This is a genomic window from Croceicoccus sp. Ery5, from assembly GCF_020985325.1.
In the GTDB taxonomy this organism is placed as follows: domain Bacteria; phylum Pseudomonadota; class Alphaproteobacteria; order Sphingomonadales; family Sphingomonadaceae; genus Croceicoccus.
This window is the reverse complement of record NZ_CP087587.1, coordinates 1815369-1834707: the sequence shown is the minus strand read 5'-3', so window position 1 is coordinate 1834707 and position 19339 is coordinate 1815369. Positions and strand designations below refer to the sequence as shown.

18 protein-coding genes are annotated in these 19339 nt (G+C 61.3%); 7 read left to right on the top strand and 11 right to left on the bottom strand.

Features of this window, described 5'->3' with window-relative positions; genetic code table 11:
• Positions 1-43 precede the first annotated feature (43 nt).
• Both fumC and LOZ74_RS08540 read right to left on the bottom strand, forming a co-directional pair.
• Positions 44-1432: a class II fumarate hydratase gene (fumC, locus tag LOZ74_RS08545; protein WP_230293708.1), complete on the bottom strand. Its 1389-nt coding sequence runs from the start codon at positions 1430-1432 to the stop codon at positions 44-46.
• Positions 1433-1462: 30 nt separating this feature from the next.
• The gene (locus LOZ74_RS08540; RefSeq protein WP_230293707.1) at positions 1463-1705 is read right to left on the bottom strand and encodes a hypothetical protein; all 243 of its coding nucleotides are present in this window, start codon (positions 1703-1705) and stop codon (positions 1463-1465) included.
• Positions 1706-1884: 179 nt separating this feature from the next.
• Between LOZ74_RS08540 and LOZ74_RS08535 the strand changes: the two genes are divergently transcribed.
• Together LOZ74_RS08535 and LOZ74_RS08530 are read left to right on the top strand one after the other, a co-directional pair.
• Positions 1885-3795 carry a M1 family metallopeptidase gene (locus LOZ74_RS08535; protein WP_230293706.1) on the top strand — a complete coding sequence of 637 codons (1911 nt, stop codon included), beginning with the start codon at positions 1885-1887 and terminating at the stop codon, positions 3793-3795.
• Positions 3796-3991: 196 nt separating this feature from the next.
• Complete coding sequence (locus LOZ74_RS08530) at positions 3992-4417, top strand: PilZ domain-containing protein (RefSeq protein ID WP_230293705.1); 426 nt, start codon at positions 3992-3994, stop codon at positions 4415-4417.
• 16 nt (positions 4418-4433) lie between these two features.
• Here the strand turns inward: LOZ74_RS08530 and LOZ74_RS08525 are convergent, their stop codons facing one another.
• On the bottom strand, positions 4434-6065 hold the full coding sequence (locus LOZ74_RS08525; protein ID WP_230293704.1) for a hypothetical protein: 1632 nt from the start codon (positions 6063-6065) through the stop codon (positions 4434-4436).
• A gap of 289 nt (positions 6066-6354) precedes the next feature.
• On the opposite strand from LOZ74_RS08525, the gene LOZ74_RS08520 reads away from it, so the two are divergent.
• Positions 6355-7416, top strand: coding sequence for an OmpA family protein (locus LOZ74_RS08520; RefSeq protein WP_230293703.1), 1062 nt, complete (start codon positions 6355-6357; stop codon positions 7414-7416).
• A 76-nt stretch (positions 7417-7492) separates the two neighbouring features.
• Here the strand turns inward: LOZ74_RS08520 and LOZ74_RS08515 are convergent, their stop codons facing one another.
• Positions 7493-10189: an EAL domain-containing protein gene (locus tag LOZ74_RS08515; protein WP_230293702.1), complete on the bottom strand. Its 2697-nt coding sequence runs from the start codon at positions 10187-10189 to the stop codon at positions 7493-7495.
• Here LOZ74_RS08515 and LOZ74_RS08510 point away from each other — a divergent pair.
• The 3 genes from LOZ74_RS08510 (at position 10157) to LOZ74_RS08500 (ending at position 13103) form a co-directional block, all read left to right on the top strand.
• Positions 10157-10480, top strand: a complete 324-nt coding sequence (locus tag LOZ74_RS08510) for a hypothetical protein (RefSeq protein ID WP_230293701.1) — start codon at positions 10157-10159, stop codon at positions 10478-10480. The two genes, LOZ74_RS08515 and LOZ74_RS08510, sit on opposite strands and share 33 nt — an antisense overlap.
• Positions 10481-10500: 20 nt before the next feature.
• Entirely contained in the window at positions 10501-12090 is a 1590-nt protein-coding gene (locus tag LOZ74_RS08505; protein ID WP_230293700.1) for a mechanosensitive ion channel family protein, read from the top strand.
• A 179-nt stretch (positions 12091-12269) separates the two neighbouring features.
• The gene (locus LOZ74_RS08500) at positions 12270-13103 is read left to right on the top strand and encodes an autotransporter outer membrane beta-barrel domain-containing protein (RefSeq protein ID WP_230293699.1); all 834 of its coding nucleotides are present in this window, start codon (positions 12270-12272) and stop codon (positions 13101-13103) included.
• Between the two features lie 10 nt (positions 13104-13113).
• Here LOZ74_RS08500 and LOZ74_RS08495 read toward each other — a convergent pair whose 3' ends face one another.
• From LOZ74_RS08495 to LOZ74_RS08475, 5 genes are all read right to left on the bottom strand, one after another.
• Positions 13114-13977 carry a bile acid:sodium symporter family protein gene (locus LOZ74_RS08495; RefSeq protein WP_230293698.1) on the bottom strand — a complete coding sequence of 288 codons (864 nt, stop codon included), beginning with the start codon at positions 13975-13977 and terminating at the stop codon, positions 13114-13116.
• A gap of 28 nt (positions 13978-14005) precedes the next feature.
• Positions 14006-14614 (bottom strand): hypothetical protein, encoded by a 609-nt coding sequence (locus LOZ74_RS08490; protein ID WP_230293697.1) that lies wholly within the window; start codon positions 14612-14614, stop codon positions 14006-14008.
• Complete coding sequence (locus tag LOZ74_RS08485) at positions 14611-15354, bottom strand: DUF2092 domain-containing protein (RefSeq protein WP_230293696.1); 744 nt, start codon at positions 15352-15354, stop codon at positions 14611-14613. The genes LOZ74_RS08490 and LOZ74_RS08485 overlap by 4 nt, the downstream gene beginning before the upstream one ends.
• Before the next feature lie 204 nt (positions 15355-15558).
• Entirely contained in the window at positions 15559-15708 is a 150-nt protein-coding gene (locus LOZ74_RS08480; protein WP_230293695.1) for a hypothetical protein, read from the bottom strand.
• A 111-nt stretch (positions 15709-15819) separates the two neighbouring features.
• Positions 15820-16413 (bottom strand): hypothetical protein, encoded by a 594-nt coding sequence (locus LOZ74_RS08475; RefSeq protein WP_230293694.1) that lies wholly within the window; start codon positions 16411-16413, stop codon positions 15820-15822.
• Positions 16414-16609: 196 nt separating this feature from the next.
• Here LOZ74_RS08475 and LOZ74_RS08470 point away from each other — a divergent pair, with 196 nt between their 5' ends.
• Positions 16610-17203, top strand: a complete 594-nt coding sequence (locus LOZ74_RS08470) for a YidH family protein (protein WP_230293693.1) — start codon at positions 16610-16612, stop codon at positions 17201-17203.
• On the opposite strand, the gene LOZ74_RS08465 is transcribed toward LOZ74_RS08470, so the two are convergent.
• Complete coding sequence (locus LOZ74_RS08465; protein WP_230293692.1) at positions 17192-17560, bottom strand: DUF1622 domain-containing protein; 369 nt, start codon at positions 17558-17560, stop codon at positions 17192-17194. The genes LOZ74_RS08470 and LOZ74_RS08465 overlap by 12 nt on opposite strands.
• Positions 17561-17678: 118 nt before the next feature.
• Positions 17679-18839 carry a BamA/TamA family outer membrane protein gene (locus tag LOZ74_RS08460; RefSeq protein ID WP_230293691.1) on the bottom strand — a complete coding sequence of 387 codons (1161 nt, stop codon included), beginning with the start codon at positions 18837-18839 and terminating at the stop codon, positions 17679-17681.
• Positions 18840-19339: the final 500 nt, after the last annotated feature.

The window sequence follows — 19339 nt, the reverse complement described above, 5'->3', positions numbered from 1 at the left end:
CTTGAAGAACCGCGTATAGAGCAACTGGATTCGCCTGACCGGATCAGATCATATCTTCGGCCCTGACGATCCGGTCGAAGGTTGGCCCGTCAACCAGCTGCAGTTCAAGCGCCGCCTCCTTCAGGCTTTGTCCGGTTTCATGGGCGTGTTTGGCGATCTTGGCCGCATTATCGTAACCGACTTCGGGTGCCAGCGCGGTGACCAGCATCAGCGAGCGGCCCACCAGATCGGCAATGCGCGCACGATCAGGTTCCAGCCCTTCGACGCAGCGTTCGGTAAAGCTGGTCATGCCGACGGCCAGCAGATCGATCGAGCGAAGAACACCCGCGCCGATGAGCGGTTTGAACACGTTCAGTTCGAACGCGCCCTGCATGCCGCCCACCGTTACCGCCTGATGATTGCCGATGACTTGCGCGGCCACCATGGTCAACATCTCGGCCTGTGTGGGATTGACCTTTCCGGGCATGATCGAGCTTCCGGGCTCGTTCGCGGGCAATTGCAATTCGCCAAGGCCCGAACGGGGGCCCGATCCCAGCCAGCGTACGTCGTTCGCGATCTTGGTCAGCGATACCGCCAGCGTCGACAGGCTGCCCGACATTTGCACCAGAGGATCGTTGGAAGAAAGCGCCTCGAAACTGTTGTCGGCGGGGCGAAACTCGCTGTCCGCAATGCGTGAGATTGCGCGCGCCATGTCTGCCGCAAAGCCCTTTGGCGCGTTCAGGCCGGTGCCGACCGCCGTACCGCCTTGCGCCAGCGCGCGCAAATCGGGCAGCGCCTGTTCGATACGCGTGCGCCCTGCCCTGAGCTGGCGGACATAGGCGGAAAACTCCTGCCCCAGCGTCAACGGGGTCGCATCCTGCAAATGGGTGCGGCCTATCTTGACGATGTCGTCCCATTGCTGCGCCTTGGTATCCAGCGCATCGGTCAGCCGGTCCAGCGCGGGCAGCAATTTCCGTTCCGTTGCCAGCACGGCAGCCACATGAAGCGCCGTGGGAAAGCTGTCGTTCGACGACTGACCTTTATTGACGTGATCGTTCGGATGAACCGGCGCCTTTCCGCCGCGCTGGCCGGTCAGGATTTCGTTCGCGCGGCCGGCGATCACTTCGTTCACATTCATATTGGTCTGCGTACCACTGCCGGTTTGCCAGATGACCAGCGGAAACTGATCATCATGCTCGCCCGCGATCACTTCCTGTGCGGCATTTTCGATGGCGTCTGCCAGATCGTCGGGCAAACCATGGGCGCGGTTGACGCGCGCGGCGGCCAGCTTGACCATTGCAAGGGCGTGGACGATCGCCAGCGGCATCTGCTCACGCGCGGGAAACGGAAAATTGTCGATGCTGCGCTGCGTCTGCGCGCCCCAATAGGCGCTGGCAGGCACCGCAATGGTGCCGATACTGTCGCTTTCCTGGCGCATTGGACCGCTCTTCATGTTCCCTGCTCCTGCTGTGACCGGTGGCCGTCAGCCGAGATAGGGACGAAGCTTGCGTATGAAATGGCCACCAAGGTTGAATGGAGTAGGTGCCAGCGAGAATTTTGCCGCCAGCCATGCAGTACCCTTGTCTCCGTCGAGGTCGCCGTCGCGACGGCCGAGGAAATCAATGGCACGTTTGGTATCGGACAACTGGAACCCGGTGACGAACGCGCTCTTCCCGTCGTTAAGACCATCTTCCGATTTGCGGATCGGTTCCTTGTAGTTTTCCAAAGAGCCGCACGTCGGATTTTCGAAATGCTCATCGCTAAGCCCTTGGGGTCCTCGTCAAAAATTCTCGAAACCTCCCTTTCGTGCCCGACGGAGCTCTGCAACGGTGGCATATTGACCGAAAGACGATTAAGGTTGCATCTGTAACCGAACTATTTCCCTTGAAATCGGAGCATCCCCCCATGCGCTTTGCGCCGTCCGCTTTTGTGGCGATTGCACCTATCTCGCTTGGCCTCTCGCTGGGCCTTGCCGCCTGTTCCACTGCCGATACTCCGGCGGAGACGACCGTGTCTCCCATCCTCACGACCGAGGATGCGAAGGACACTTCCACCTATGCCCGGCCCGAAATCGCGCGGGTAACACATGTCGCGCTCGACCTTGCGCTCGACTTCGATGCCAGGGACGTGTTCGGCACGGCCACGCTCGACATCATGGCGGCGGAAGGCGCGGATGAAATCGTGCTCGACAGCGACGGGTTGCGCATTTCGGGCATCAGTGATGCCAATGGCGCAGCGCTCGACTTTACGATCGGCGAGCATGACGAAAAGCTGGGCGAGCCTGTCACCGTCGCCATTGGCGACGCGCGCCGGATTACCGTCACCTATCGCGCGGCGCCCGACGCGGAAGCGCTGCAATGGCTTGACCCCGAGCAGACCGCCGGGGGCAAACAGCCTTTCCTGTTCAGCCAGGGACAGGCGATCCTAAACCGCAGCTGGATACCGACGCAGGATAGTCCCGGTATCCGCCAGACATGGGAAGCGCGCATCACTGCGCCAAAGCCCCTCACCGTGGTCATGTCGGGCCTGAAGGGCGGCGAGCCCGAGGAGCTGGAAGACGGACGCCGCGTGTTCGGCTTTACCATGGACAAGCCCGTTCCGCCCTATCTGATCGCGCTGGCGGCGGGTGATATCGCCTTTCGCGAACTCGGTCCGCGCACCGGCGTCTGGGCCGAACCGGTCATGCTGGACCGCGCCGCGAACGAGCTGGTCGATACCGAGGCGATGGTGACGGCGGCCGAGAAGCTGTATGGCCCCTATCGCTGGGGCCGTTATGACATGATCGTGCTTCCCCCCGCCTTTCCCTATGGCGGGATGGAAAATCCGGTGATGACGTTCCTCACGCCCACCTTCATCGCGGGCGACCGCAGCCTGACCGGCCTTGTCGCGCACGAGCTGGCGCATAGCTGGTCGGGCAATCTGGTGACCAATTCCAACTGGCGCGACAGCTGGCTGAACGAAGGCGTCACGTCTTATTTCGAAGGCCGCATTACCGAGGAAATATACGGGAAGGAACGCGCCGCGCAGGAAGCCGCGCTAAGCTTTGCGACGGTCGAGAATGTGCTGGCCGAAGTCGGCATGGACGATCCCGGCACGGCGCTGCATCAGCCTGACGGCGTGGAAAGCGCGGGCAGCGAGATCGTGTACGACAAGGGGGCGGCCTTTTTGCGCACTGTCGAACATATTGCGGGACGCGACCGTTTCGATGCCTGGCTGCGCCAATGGTTCGACAATCACGCGTTCCAGCCTGCCACTTCCAAAATGATGCTGGAGGACATGGAAAAGAACCTTGTCGCGGGTGATGCCGAACTGGGCGCACGGCTGAAGCTGCGCGAATGGATTTTCGAGCCCGGCCTGCCCGACAATGTTTTGCGGCCCGATGCGGATGCCTTTGCATCGGTGGACAAGGCGGCGGCGGAATATGCCGCGACGCGCACGCCCGATGCGGCGGCATGGCAGGGCTGGAATACCGCGGAACGGCTGCGCTTCCTGTCGACGCTTCCGGCTTCGCTGCCCAAAGAACAGCTTGCCGCGCTCGACCGGGCATTCGGATTGTCGGACAGCGGCAATAACGAGGTGCTGTTCGCATGGCTCAAAACCGCGCTGTCGAACCGTTACGAACCTGCCGTTCCCGTGGCCGAGAGCTTCCTTGCCAGCGTGGGGCGCACCAAATTCGTGCGTCCTCTGTTCGCCGTGCTGATGGAACAGGATGAATGGGGCGAATCGATTGCAAGGCGCATCTATGGCAAGACACGGTCGAGCTATCACGCGGTTACGCGCGGGTCGGTAGACGCCGTGGTGATGCCAAAGCGTTGATCCCGGTGGCGGGGGCAGGCACGCGGCTGCCCCCGCCCGATCGCAGTCACCACTCGTCGCACCGAAGGGCGATTTTAGGACGATCTTAATCTCTCGATCGGTATTCGCCGATCGTTAAAGGGGAACGGCTTTGATCGTCGCACGGCTATATATCGATGATACGCTGCGAGGCTGGCGGTCGAAACCGCGACGGACCTTGCGACTGGATGTTCATGCCGTCGCGGGTGAGGCTGGCGTTTCCGCGACGATCCGCAATCTGTCGGAAACCGGCCTTTTGCTGGAAACCGATCCGCCATTGGCAGTGGGCGACATTTTTCAGATCGACCTGCCCCTTGTCGGTGAGCAACCGGCAGAGATCATGTGGGTGGAAGGGCGCGGTCATGGCTGCCGCTTTCTCGATCCGATTCCCAAATCGGCCGTCAGCGCTGCCGCCCTGCTCGCCCCTTTCGAAGAGGAACCGCAGGAGCGGGCCTATGAAGGCGGCGTGATCGACGAGTTTTTCGACAATACTCTGCCGCAACCGGGCGACAGGATCTGGTACGCCGCCAATGCTGCGATTTTCCTGCTGGTACTGGCGGCCTTTGCCTTTGTCCTGGGCATGGTGTTTTCGGCTACCGGTTAAAGAACAGGGGCAGCAGCTAAAGTCCGAACGCTTTCAGGCCCGCATCGACCATGCCTTCCAGCCTCTTGCCTGCCTTGCCGGCGCGCATGGACAAAGGCGCTTCCTCTAACACCAGAATGCCGCTGCCTTCCTCGACCTGATCCTTTAACAAGGGTTCCAGCCCGAACAGGAAAGGCGCGAATGTCTCTGCCCGCGTTACCGAATAGGCAAGGTCGGCGCTGAACCCCACCAGCTGGTCCTGCGCGAAAATACGGCCTCGTTCGGCCCGCTCCACCCGAATGCCGCGTCCGCCTTTCACGATCAGCCGCCCCGGACCGTGGAACGAGAAGAAGCGCAATTGCATCGTCAGCCATGCATTGACGCTGAACAGCCGCCAATGGCTGCGGATCGCGATGGGCTGGCCCACCGGCTGTACCACGCCGACCAATGCGCGCGGATGCAGCATACAGGCCGCGCCCGCCGGCAGGTCGATCGCCGCCAGTTCGGCAAATCCGTCGCGGGTTGCCGACACGGTTGTCGCCTCGTCCGTGCCGCGAATGCGCGTCAGAAACGACAGGCCTGCGGCAAGGCTGGACAAGGGATGCCGGTAATCGAGCAGCCATCGCGTTGATTTCGATCCCTTGGTGGACGAGGTTTGCAGATAGCCCTGACGCACCAGCAATTCCTCCCCTTCACCCAGTCGAACCGAAAGGGACACGCGCGAGGCTTCCGGCAAGGGGATCGCCGCCCCCGATCCGGCGATTGTCGGCATCCGGATCGACGGACGCATGGCCGCCAGCGGCGCAAGCACGAAATAGAGGAAGGTTCGGATGAGAAACGGCATGGCGATGATCGCCATCAGGGCAAGCGCCGCCTTGGTCGCGATATCGGCGATCATGTCCCGCGTTTCGGGCGTGCGCAGCGTATCCAACGCCCCGTGCGCGGTTCGCTCTTGCTCTGCCAACACGCTTTGCGCCTCGGCAATCTGGCTAGCTCTTGCTTCGGCCATGGCAAGGGCGGTTTCCCGACGCTTTTGCCCGTTGCTGGCCTGTGCACACAGGCGCCGCGCATTGGCTGTCAGCACGTCCGCATCGTTCCGGCCAATCCGGTTGCGCGCCCAACGCTCTTGCATGGAAAGCCGGTTGAAATCCTGCACGGCTTCTCTTGCGGCATCGCAGGCAATTTTCGCCTCGCGCACGGCCTGTTCCGTCGGTGCCTCGATCCTTGTTCCGCGTTTCAATCTGTCGAGGTCGAGATGCGCCTTGAGGACGGTGATCTCCTGTTCGATAATCGCGCGTTCAATTTGCAGGCGCTGTCGCTCGACCACCCGTGCAGGCAAATATTGATCGAGGATGCCCGGCTTTTCGCTCAACAGTTCATCGATTTCGTCCAGCCGCACTTCCCGCGCTTCCAGTTCCGAGCGGCGCCGGTCTTCCGTCCAGCTGGCGAATGACGCGAGATTCCTGTCCAGCCTCCCGCGCACCTGATCGACAAGCGCGTCGAAGTTGCGGGCGATATCATCGGCGTCCGACCGGATATCGACATCGGCAGGGCCACAGCCATTCGCACAGCGCAGCGTCAGCGCGCCCGACTGAAATATGGCAATCGCAACGGCAAGCAGCAGAAAAAGGATGATTTGCCTGCCTATCCATCCGGTCAGCGCTTTCACCCGGCACCCCTTCCCCGCAGGCGGTTTTAACGGCCCCTATCACGGTGTTGCGATGCGGCATGAACGCAACGCAGGCCCCAAAAATCCAATCCAATCAATAAGAAAATTACTGAATTGTGAACCTTAACAAAAGATCAGATGCCAGAGGAATTTACCTAAACCATTGATAATATGTGGTTTAAAGATCACTTAATGCGAGTGCAAAACGTAACAGGCGATGTTATCTTGCGCCCCGGCCAACAATCACCGTTCCGGCCATAAAGCTTCGCCACGACGAAGGGGGAAGATCATGAGGAATACTATCATCGGTTTGGCGCTTGCATCGACGGTCCTGTCGACGCCAGCGCTTGCTCGCGACGACACCTGGTACATTGGTGTCGATGGCGGTGCTATGCTTGTCGAGGATTCGGATGTTGACGTCGATGGCGTCGACAATCAGGCGACCTTCGACTGGGATTACGGTTACGACTTCGACGTTGTGGCCGGTTATGACTTCGGCGGCTTCCGCCTCGAAACCGAAGCGGCCTACAAGGGCGCCGGCGACGATGGTGCGACGCTGTTCGGCGACAATTATGACGACAGCGAGATGAACCTTGAGTTCAACACGCTGAGCTTCATGGTCAACGGCCTGATCGACTTCGGCGACGACGATGGCCTGCAGGGCTTCATCGGCGGCGGTGCCGGTGTCGCGCGCAGCGAGTTCGAAGAACCTGTGCTGATCGACGATTCGGACACCGGCTTTGCCTGGCAGGCGATCGCGGGCATCCGCGCTCCGCTGTCGGACAACTGGGACGTCGGCCTGAAGTACCGTTTCTTCAACCACGACAATATCGACCTAGTGGCGCCGACCGGCGAAGCGATCGAGACGAGCATCCGTTCGCACTCGCTGCTGGGCTCGCTGACCTATAATTTCTGGTCGCCTGCTCCGCCCCCGCCGCCTCCGCCGCCTCCCCCGCCGCCGCCTCCCCCGCCGCCGCCGCCGCCGGCTCCGGAAGTGGTGTGCAACACCGGCCCCTATATCGTGTTCTTCGATTGGGATTCGTCGGAAATCACGCCCGAAGCAGCCAGCATTCTGGACAGCGCCATCGCTTCCTATGCCGACTGCAACTCGGTGCCGATCATGGTGGCCGGTTACACCGATACGTCGGGTTCGAAGACCTACAACGTGGGTCTGTCGGAACGTCGTGCGGAATCGGTGCGCTCGTACCTCACGGCACGCAGCATCCCCGATACGGCGATCACCACCGAAGGCTTCGGCGAAGAGAACCCGCGCGTTCCCACCGCCGACGGTGTCCGCGAACTGCAGAACCGCCGGGTGGAAATCACCTACGGTCCGGGTTCGGGCATGTAAGCCAAAGATCGCAAGATCGACACACGAAAGGGGCCGGAATCTTCCGGCCCCTTTTTTTGTGCGCTCAAACTACCGGTCAGGCGCTCAACCTGTCGCACTCCACCGCACCAGGACGCCCGAAGTAGAACCCTTGCGCCTCGCCGCATTGTTCGGCGCGCAGCAAGGCGAGGTCTTCCTCACTCTCAACACCCTCGGCCAGAACCGGCAGGTTAAGGCTCCGCCCCAGCGCCAGAACCGCGCGAATGATCGCACGCGAAGCCTCGCTTCGTTTGGCATCCATCAGGAAAGTCCGGTCGATCTTGATCTTGTCGAATTCAAACGAGTTCAACGTGTCGAGCGAGGAATAGCCGGTCCCGAAATCGTCGATCGCCACCGAGACGCCCAGCGCCTTGATTCGGCGCAGATTATGCAAAGCGCGGTTCTTGTCGGTGATGATGACGCTTTCGGTAATCTCGATCTCCAGCCGGTCGGCAGGCAATCCGCTTTCCAGCAGCGCATGTGTGACGAGCTGGTGAAAATCCGGCTGGATCAGCTGGATTGCCGATATGTTAACGGCAAGCTTGTGCGGCGCCTGCCAGGCCGCCGCTTCGATACAGGCCGTGCGCAGTACCCATTCGCCGATGGCAAGAATCAGCCCGTTCTCCTCGGCCGCCTTTACGAAGCGGTCGGGCGGCAGCGTGCCGAACCTTTCGTGCCGCCAGCGCAGCAAAGCCTCGTACCCGAAGACCTGCCCCGTCTGCACCAGACATTGCGATTGATAGGCGAGGTAGAATTCATCGCGATCGAGCGCATTGCGCAGCGCATCCTGCAATTCGCGCTGCTCGCGCGAGCGACGACCCATCTTCTGGTTATAACGAAGCCAACCTCCGCGCAGCTTGGTCTTGGCGCGATACATGGCAAGATCCGCGTTGCCGATCAGCGCCTTGGTCGTTTCCCCGCCATCGGGCGCGACAGCGATGCCGACGCTTCCCGCGCTCTGGATCGCCTTGTGGAGCAGGATCGTCGTGAAATTTACCGCGTTCGTCAGCCTGGCTGCAAAATTCGCGCAATCGATATCGTCCTTGCCGATCCGCGCGAGCACGGCGAATTCGTCGCCGCCCAGCCTTGCGGCAATGCCGCTGTTCCCCACCGCATCTTCAAGCCGCGCCGACACCTCTTGCAACAAGGCATCGCCCACTGCGTGACCATGAATGTCGTTCACTTCCTTGAACAGGTCGAGATCGACGATGGCGACGGCCAGCACCTTGTCGTCGGGCGGTGCCATCGCGAATTCGGCGTCGAGCATGCGCCGGAACGCCTCGCGGTTGAGAAGGCCGGTCAGCGCGTCGTGGGTGGCCATGAACTGCAATCGCTCGGCCGCTTTATGCCGGTCGGTAACGTCTTCTACCGTGACCACCTTGCCCCCATTGGGCAGCATGCGGCGGTTGATCGAAACCGTCAGATCCTCATCGACATCGGCCTGAACATAGCCTTCGCTCCGGCTGGTCGATTTCAGCTTCGCTGCCACGCGTTCGGCTTCTGCATCACAACTGCCGCGCATGGCGGCGCGGCTGCGGATCGTGGCTTGCCCGATTTCCTCTTCGGTCATGCCGGGCACGAAAATATGCTCGGGCACACCGAATATGCGGGCAAGGCGCGCGTTGACCATCTTCACCCGCCCCTCTGCATCATAGAGGATCAGGCCCTGCACCATATTGGCCGTCGCAGCCTCCAGATCGCTGCGGATCTGGTTGAGATGCTCCTCCGCTTCGATCCGCGCCGTGATGTCGTGTGTGATTTTGACAAAGCCGATCAGCTTGGCGTGGTCATAGACCGGCTCCATCGTCACATCCGCCCAGAAACGCGATCCGTCCTTGCGATAACGATATCCGCGGGTTTTATATGCTCCTTGGTCGAGCGCGGTTTTCAAGGCATCCGCAGGCGAGCCGCGCAGGCGCTCGCTCTCTCCGTAAAAGCGCTCGAAATGCCGTCCCAGAATGTCGCATTCATTGAATCCGGTCAGCCTGCGCGCACCCTCGTTCCAGCTGACGACGTGGCCGCGCGTGTCGATCATGCATATGGCCGTATCGCGCAAACCATGCACCAGATGCGAAAATTCGCGCGTGTGCCGCCCCAGCATACGTTGAAAACTGTGCCGCGACATCGAAACGGAGAGCGCCCAGCCGCCCAGCAACAAAGATCCGAAAGCAACCAGAAGGCCCAGTTCCAGCGGAGCAATGCCCTTTTGCACCAGCTCGATCCCGTCGAGCCGGACAAGACGGATCGATTGCATGCCCAGAATATGGACGCTCAGCATGCTGGCGGCGAAGAACCCGATGCCCAATGCAGCCGGCCCGCGGCTATCGCGGCGGCTGAGCAGCGGAAGCGCGACGGCCGACAAAAGGGTGCCGATGACAACGGCCGAAATGGCAAGCGAAAGATCGCGTGCGACGATGCCGCGAAACGATACCGACATGGTGCCGACGAAATGGATTGTCGCCGTCGACAGGCCGCAGCTTAACCCAGCCCATGCGGCCTGCAACCGGCCCCGTCGATATTCGAACATCTCGAGCGACAGGCCAAAGCCGAGCACGCCCAATGCGAGCGAGGCAAAGGCCGGCCCCGGCAGAAAGGTCAGCTCGTAACGTGCGGAATAGGCCAGCAGCGCGAGGAATTGGGCAGCCCAGATGGCGGTTGCCACGACGATGCCGGTGGTCAGCAAATGAATGCGCAGACGCTCTCTGCCGCTGGACAGCGCCGATTGCAGCATGACGGCCAGCGCTGCCGCAGTCATCAGGCAAACGAAAGCGGACAGAACGGTCAAAACGGGAAAAATATCGAAGCGCACCGGTCCTCCAATCCAGTTGATCCGGATAACGCCACGCCGGTTAAGGTTTACCTAGCAAATGGGCGAAGTTTCTACGGGATATGGATTTTTCGTGTCGCACGGCCTTTCGACGATCCTGTCACGGATGCATCCGGCCAAGTCCCCCGCCTGACTAAGGGCTTTCCCTATGGGCAGATCGTGGCAAGGCCCTATGAATATGCTGGACCATTCATGCTGGAGGATCCGGTTTGCCCCTGAAATCTGCTGTCACGCTACTGATGAAGAAAGCGCGGCCTGGTCTGCTTGCCGTGTTGGGGGCATTGCTGACATGGGCCGCCGTGATGCCATCGGTGCTTCACGCTTCGGACGGATCGGGCGGAGAGGTCACAAGCAAGGAAATCGTCGACCCCTTCAAGCGGGAATCGCCGCGATCGATGCAGATCGGGCTGTTCAACGTGCTGGGTTCCAGCAATGTTCAGGATATCGCGCCCTTCGTCGAGGGAGCCGATGCGGGGTCGGAAGAATCGCTGCGGCGCATCAAGGCATTCGTCGCCGCGCTCGACCGGCGGGGATCGTTGACCCAGCGGATCAGCCTGTCGATCGAACCGGAAGGCAATCTGGCCGACGGGCTCGCCCCCGATCTTGAGGAGATCGGAACGCTGGCTTTGGACGAGGGCGATGTGCCCATCCTTATCCGGCGAACCCAGCCGGACGAAGGGCCCGCGATCTGGCAAGTGGCTGCCGAAACGGTCGATCACGTCGCGCTTGAGGAATTTGAGGAAGAGGCGGCGACGGTCGACGAAGAAGCGGTCGGCACAACGATGGTCCTGGGCGCGCCGCTATCGACCTGGCTTCTGATCACCGGCCTTGGCCTGTCCGCCTTTGCGGTCATCGTTCTGAGTTTCAAGATAATCTGCCGCAAGCTGGGGGTGGATGACCGGACGGGGCATCGTCCGCTCGGCTCGATCCTGCTGGCGGCCTTTCCTCCTTTGACCCTGATGGGCGTTTATGCGGCGGTCGAGCGACTGGCCGAACCGTTTGGCGCCAGCCTGGTCGAACGGACCGCGATCGCGCGCTATTCGGGGCTAGCGATCGGCTTTGCCGCGATCTGGCTTGCCTGGCGGCTGGCGGGGGTGATCAACCGGTGGGTGGTGCATTGGCTGCGCAGCGTGGATCAGCCTGCCTGGATCGGCCTCACCAATTTTGTAACGCGTCTGGTCCGTCTGGCGCTGATTGTGGTCGCCATCGGCACATTTCTGGCCACCTTTGCGATCGATGTGACCACGGGACTGGCCGCATTGGGCATCGGCGGTGTCGCATTGGCACTGGGCGCGCGCAAGGCGGTGGAGGATATTGTCGGCAGCGTGATGATCCTAGCCGACAAGCCGGTGCGCATCGGCGACCGTTGCAAGGTCGACGGGGTGGAAGGCGAAGTGCTCGACATCGGGATGCGTTCGACGCGCATCCAGACCTATGACCGCACCATCACGACCATTCCCAACAATGTCCTCGCCAGCCAGAATATCGAGAACATGACCCTGCGTGACCGGTACCAGATCGACCAGCGGTTCCTGCTTGCTTACGATACGCCTCCGGATCTGCTCGCCCGGGCGCTGCAGGAAACGCGGAACATTGTCGAAGCGCAGGAGGACTACATCCATTCGACTTGCCCCGTGCGGTTCGAGGGGTTCACGCCAGCGGGCTTCGAATTGAGGATCAAATGCTATCTGGCGGCGGAATCCTACTCGCTGGGGCATTTGCGCAAGGAGAAAGTGCTGATTGCCCTGTTGCAGCGATTTGGCGAGATCGGGGTCAGCATCGTGCCGTCGGCGCAACGGATCGAAATGTCGGGTGGCGCCCCGCACTAGACCGGATGCCCACGTCAAATTCCATGGCTGCGGGTTTCTCCCGATGCGAGGCAGGGACAAAGCTGATAAGATGCGTCGGTACAAGCGGTTAAACCGCGTCAGACCCGCAACGCGGGCCACGGAACGAACCGCCGGGTCGGTCCGGATTTTCCGCGCCGACGGAGTACGGGGAGCGAAACATGTCGCATATGCAATCCACTCGCCATCTTGCCGCGATTGGCGGCGGCATACTTGTCCTGGCAGCGGCGCCGGCGGCCAGCGCGCAAAGCCTCGACAACGACTACTGGATCAATGTTCAGGCCTATTACCCGAAGGTCGACACCAATGTTCGCGTGACGGCAGAAACCGCGAACGAGGTCGGGACCGATATCGACCTTGAAAAGGATCTGGACCTCGACAATCGGGATTTCCTGCCCGCCGTCTCGATCGGTTCGCGGTTCGGCAAGGTCGTGGTGGGTTTCGATTTCTTCAAGCTGAAGCGGAATGGAGAAAAATCGCTGGAGCGCGAGATCGAATTCGACGACGTGACCTATCCGGTCAATGCCGGCGTGCGCAGCGGTTTTGACAGCGATGTCTATCGCCTGACAGTCGGCTATTCCTTTATCCAGCAGCCCGACCTGGAAATCGGCGCGGCACTGGGTGTGCATGCCACCGACTTTACCGTATCGATCGAGGGTGAAGTGGGCGCGGGCGAGCTGGAGGCGCAATCCGAAGCCCGCCGCCGCAGCGTGCTGGCGCCGCTGCCGACGGTTGGGCTCTATGGTACATGGCGCGTGGCCGATCGTCTGGAGGCGAATGGCCGGATCGATTATCTTTCGCTTTCCATCGGTGATTACGATGGCAAGCTGATCAATGCGCAGGCGGGATTGAACTATTCGATTACCGATAATGTCGCGTTGGGTGTCGCCTATCGCTATGTCGAATACCGTTTGGGTGTCGACAAGGATAACTGGAACGGGCGCATCCGTTATCGCCTGTCAGGCCCTGCCGTGATCGCGCAAGCCAGCTTTTAATCCGCAAATCTCAGGCAGCGCTAGCGGCCTGATGCTTGCCGATCTTGCGCATGAACGGCACGCAGACCACCATCGATACCAGCAGCGACAACAGGATCGCCGCCGGTGCAAGCTCGTTATCCGGGAAGACATGCGCCGCAATCGCCAGCGCAACACCGGGATGACGGGTCGAGGTCGCCAGCCCCAGTGTCGCCCTGTCGCCCGCATCGGGCCCGCCAAGGAAATAGCCAGCGGCCAGTCCGACAGCGGCCATCACTGCCAGAGCGACCAGCGTGCCGTGGCCGATGACTTCCAGCATTCTCGGGAAGATCATGATCAGCAGTCCGATGGCCGATACGGCCAGCAAGATCACGCCTAGCTTGTTGGCGATAGCGCTGACCTTGGGCAACAGCCCCTCGCCCAGCAAGGGCGCGATGGCGACGCCAAGCACCAGCGGAAGCAGGATCGTCAGCACCAGCGGCATGGCGATGGCGCCAAATCCGACCTGCGCTTCTATCCCGAAAATCTGCGAAAACAGATAGACGCCCAGCGGCGCCACAAGGATCGAGACGATGGTCGCACCGAACAGCAGGCCGGTGATGTAACAGGCCCTGCCGCCCGCTTTCAGCTGCTTGTTGGGCAGGATCGGCGGGATAGGGGACAGGGCAATCGTAACCAGCGCAATTTCGACCGCGGGGTTCAGATTGAAAAAATAGGCAATTGCGACCGCAACCGCCGGAACGATCACGAACATGGCAATCAGTGCGCCAAGGCCCAGCCGCCAGTGGGTGACCATATAGCCCAGATCGGCCACCCGCGCCCGAAGCGACAGGGCGAACAGCATAAGAATTACGCTGATCACTACCATCAGCTTGAGCGCGAGTGCCACGGTCATGAAATCTCTCCGGTCGTATTGGGGCGGATCAGCGCGGCGGGTTCACCACCACATATTGCACCGACGAACCGTAATATTGCGGCTGATACCAGGTGTTCCCGCATTGCGAGTAGCTGATGCCGTTCACGATAACGGTGCTGCAATCGGGCGGAATGCTGGCAACGATGCTGCCGATGACGGCCGCGGTCATCGTAATGGCAGCCGCCGTCGCGACCGGATGCCAATCGTCGTCCCAATCGTCCCAATGGTCGTGGTGATGATGATCGTCGTAATGGTTGTAATGATCATCGTGACTGTTGTTCACATTGATGTTGACGTCATTGCCGCTGATATTGTTGCTGCGGTTACGATTGCTCGTATTCGTGTTGCGGTTCCGGTCACCATTGTGGTTCACGCTGGGCTTCGACGTGCTGCGCGCCTGCGGTTTGGGCTTTGACGGCGCCTTGCGATTGCCTGCGCTCGCCTGCCGCGTCCGCTGTTGCAGCGCGAAGATCGAGGCGGTTTCGGTCGCTCCGATGCTTACGACAGGCGACGCATCGAAACTTTCGCCCGTCACCGCACGCTGTTCGATGGCGCTTGCGGGGGCAAGCGCCATGCCGCCCGCTGCCAGCAATGCGATACAATTGGCCAGGATCATTGTTCTTCTCCGACAACGGCTTCGACATCCGCCATGGTGATGCGATGCGCTTCGGCGGGCGGGTCAAAGGCGAGCGATTCCGCCGGTACCTGCGTGGTCAGATCCCAATGCAGGACCGACACATATTGCGGCATCGCCGGATCGTCCTTGGACGTGATCACGATCTTGCAGGGCAACGGCTTGTCACCCTCTTCCAGCCATAGCTGCCAGTCGACCATTTCCTGACGGAACGCATAATGGATGCATGTCCGGTCGCCGATCGTCTCGGGCAGGATCACCATGGCTTCCTGCACGCGCGAGCGCACCGTCTGGTCGGTGCCCCATGTGAACAGATCGGCCAATGGCACTTCGATGTCATATTTCGTACGCGCGGTATCCAGCGTCTGGCCGATGGTCGGCGGCGCATCGAAGCTGGCGTAATAGCCAAGGCGCGGGGCATAGATGGTAAAGGCCTTGCCATCGTAATACATCTCGCGCGTGCGCGTATCGGCGGCCGACACGACCTTGAACGCGCTGGGCCGGTGCACTGCCAGATCGATTGTGCCGCCGAACTGGATCTTCTGTCCGCCTTCCAGCACCACTTCGGTCGTCGCGTCGGATGTTACGCGGAACGAGACCAGCGTCTGCAGATAGGCCGCCATTTCGTCGAGGGCGGCGATGGCCACCGGATCGATGGGATCGACCTCTTCGGCAGCGGGGGCATCCTGCGCGGCCGCTTCATTGGCAGTTGCGGGGGTCATGGCGACCAGGCATGCGATGCCTGCGGCTAGGCCTATTTCCTTGAAGCTCGGGATTTTTGGCTCGATCGGCATTGAACACTCCCTCTGTTGCACCGGTTCGGTCGGAATATCGCCAGTGACTATCGGACTGCGCAGCACTGGCCCCCATCGGGGAAATTGCTGAGAGGCACCGCTGCCAACCCGCCTATCCGCGATTGAGTGCCCCTATTTCGGGAACAGCAGCGTGGCGACGAAGCGCGTCCCCCATTCGGCCCCGCCCGACGGGCTTTCGGCATAGTAACGCCCGCCAACCGCAAGGCTGACGGGCTGCTTGCCAAAGCGCACCACATGGCTGACGGTCGCGTTGATCGGCACGTTCCACGTCTTGCGTTCCCAGTCGCGCGTGGCTTCGACGTTCAGGCCGAAACTGGTCGTATCGGGCAGCGTCTTGGTGATGAAGGGCTGGATAAAGGTGGCGCTGACATCCTATGCGGCATCCTTGCCAGCAAAGGACCAGATGTGGTTGGCAAGCAGGCCATAGGTCATCCCCCCGCCCTGCTTCAGCACGACGACCGTCGGGCCCGCGCCCCACTTCTCGGCCGAGAAGCTGGATTTGCCGGTGGGATACAGGAAAACCGGACCGACACCCCAGACCAGACCGTTTTTGGCCTCTTTGGGGGACAGGAAGAAGCTCTGTACCACATCCCCAAGGCCGGTGTCGCCGCCTGCGCCCTGCACCGTTTCGCTCGCGCTGATGACGGGCAGGATGGTGCGGGTGATCAGGTTCCAGTCTTCTCCGACCGAAACGGGGATGACGGGCTGGATGTTCAGCGTAAAGCGGTCACCGTCGTCGGGGCCATAACAGCAATCGTAATTGGCCTGAAACGGAACCGAGATCAGATCGGCAACCGGATTAGCAAGCTGTTCGGCCAGATTGGGGCCGGCCGCTGCGGGAGCCTCTGCAATATCGGCGTCGCCTGCGACCACGGCGCCCTCTCCCACCGCCGTATCCTGTGCCCAAGCCGTAACCGGCATCATGGCCGCGACCACACCGGGCAAGAGCATTTTTTTAAACGACATCGACCTGACCCCTCATGATTTGCGACGCATTATCGCGCTGCACTGCAACGCCGCGCCATCGGGACTTTCCCTAGGGGTCGCGCCCCATGACCCGACGCTCCGTAATTTCCGCGGGGGTGATCGGGGGTTGGCCCTATTGCCGGACCCCGTATGCACGGCGCTAATGGCGCGTATATGCAGTATGGAGTAGCTTTGCATGAGTGAGCCCACCCCACCGGTGCCCCGTTCGGTCAGCGATCCGGTTCCCGATCTTCCGGTAATTGCAGAGGATCAGAAGAGCGAAGCCTCGACGATTTATTCGCATTACCGCAGCGGCCTCTCGCGCCACCGGACGCAAATGTCGGACCACCGGACCGATTTGTCGGAAAACCGGACCGAGATGTCGATGCGCCGCACCGGCATGTCGATCCACCGGACCCGCATGTCAGCGGACCGGACCATGATGTCGGAAATCCGCACCGCCCTGTCGCTGATCGGCTTCGGCTTTACGCTGTACGAGGCATTTCGCAGCCTCGACAAAAGCGGCATGCTGGAAAACAGCCCCTCGCCCCGCAATTTCGGGTTGATCCTGATCCTGCTGGGCGTCGCGATCCTGCTGGGCGGCATCTGGCGGCACGTCCAGTTCGCGCAGGAACTGCGCCGCACGCGCAAGACGATGATGGCAGAGGGGCTGGTCCACGGCGAAAGCACCTATCCCGTTTCGATCAGCCTGATCGTTTCCATCGGGCTGATGCTGGTGGGCATGGCGGCCGCCGCCAATATCATCTTCGGGATCAGCCTATTCGGCTGATCCTTTTTCTGCGCCTTCCTTTTCCGGCTTCAATTCCTCGATATCGCGTTCGAGGAAGAAGCTGAGGAAGGTGCGGATCGCCGCAATGGCGGCCAGCTTGCCCACATCGTCCCATGTCGGCGCGATGGCCGTGCGGATGATGTCGGCCCCCAGCGCGAATTCCAGCGCAAGGATGATCCACTGGGCAAAGCGCATCCAGATCATCCGGCGCGTCTGGTGGCTGAAGGTGGCAAAACCGCCCTTGATCAGGTTGAACATCGCTTCGATCGCGCCATACATCACCAGCAAGGCGACGATCGCTTCAAGGATCAGGGCCGAGAACGAGGCCAGTTCGTTAAGCATTTCTTCCATCAGCATTTCGATACCCCTTGCGCGAACTCTGCGCCATCATCCGGACGGCAGAGGATAGATGGCGCGTGCCACAGGCGAATCGGGATTTACCCCGAGTGTCGGTGGCCGCTTCCCCGTTTCGCGATCAGAATGCCTCGCCAATACCAAGGTAAAACGCAGGTCCGTCCTGCCCGAACGCCAGATCGGCGCGCAGATTGGCCCTGTTACGGTCGGACATGCGATAGCGCATGCCGAAACCGGCGGAGGACAGCACATGGCTGTGTTTCCAGATGTCGCCGCTGCTGTCGGCTATGCCGCCGGCCCCGACAAAGGCCACGCCGCCCAGCCTGCCCGACAAATGCTGCCGTAATTCCAGATGCAGCGACCAGCTGGCCCCGTCGCGATATCGCCCGATTTCGTAGCCGCGCAGGTCGCCATGTTCGCCGAACAGGCACAAATCATAGAACGGCGCGTCGCCGCTGATTGCGCATGCCGTCTTGCGCACGGCCAGCACCGATCCTTCGTCGAGGGTGAAATAGGCAGTCGACAGGATTTCCATTTTGCGATGGCTGTAATCGCTACCCAGCCCTTTCAGCCCGAACATCCAGTTGCCCGTGACATCGACACCCCTGGTCGGCGCAAAGGGATCGTCGCGTGTCTGGAATGCAAAGGCCAGCCCTGCCGAAACGATATCGCTGTCTGAACTGGCTAACAGCGGTTCCGGCAAGGGGCTGTCGAAATCGCGGGGCGAGTTTCGCGAGTTGAGATAACGCAGGCGCGGTCCGGCATGGACATGCGACAGCAGGCCGTGATCGAAAAAGCGCATCTGCGCATCTGCCGTCGCGCTGAAATCCTTGCTGCGCAGGGCCACAGGCTGGCGGCCGTCACCCTCGTCCGCGCCGATACCGTAGTAATCGATCCGCGCATCGGCATAGCCTGCCTTTGCGGTCAGGCGCAGCCGGTCGTCGCCCAGCGACATGCGATGCGACAGGCCAATGGCCCATGCATCGCTGCTGGTAAAAACCGCTCCCAGATCGGTAACCCACGATCGCGGCCCGCCTTCGGGGCCACTGTTCAAGGAAACGATTGCGCCCCCGCCCGTCCCGAACGCCGGATCGGAAAATGGCAGCGGTGCGATGTCGACCCCGCCGTCGGCCTCGCCATCATCGGCAGGCGATTGTTCCAGAAACTCGCCCTGTCGCTCGATCTCGTGCAGGAGCGGGGCCGATTGGGCATGGGCGCCAGCCCCGTAACCGGCGATCCCGATCGCGCATGCGTGGAACAATATTTCGGGACGCCAGCGCATCGACCGCCTTTCGCCAATTCTCATTCACCAGCCTATGGACAGCTGGCAATCAGACGATATCGGGGCTTTCCCTGAGAGCTTGGCAGAACGCCATGGACCGGCCCGTCAGATGTTCATTCCGCCTTTTGAGGCGCGGGCGGGCTAATACCGATACGCGCGCCGTTCCTGGGCTGGCATGGACCGGACATGACGATGCGCGCCATTTTCGCCCTTTCCTGTGCCTGCCTTGCCCTGACGCCGCATATGGCGCGCGCACAAGCCGGCCCATTGGACGGTGGTGACACCGGTTCATGCCGCGAAAACGCCAGCGAAACCGGCCCGCAAGCACCTTGCCCGCCCGCTGCGACGCAGGCTGTGGAACCGGAGATTGTCGATGGGGACGATCTGCGTCCCAACAACCGTTTTTTTCCCATTGGCGGACGGCGCGCGATCGAACGTGGCTATCGCATCCCCGAACCTTGGGGCATCGGTGCGATGTATGTGAAAAACCATACGAATTT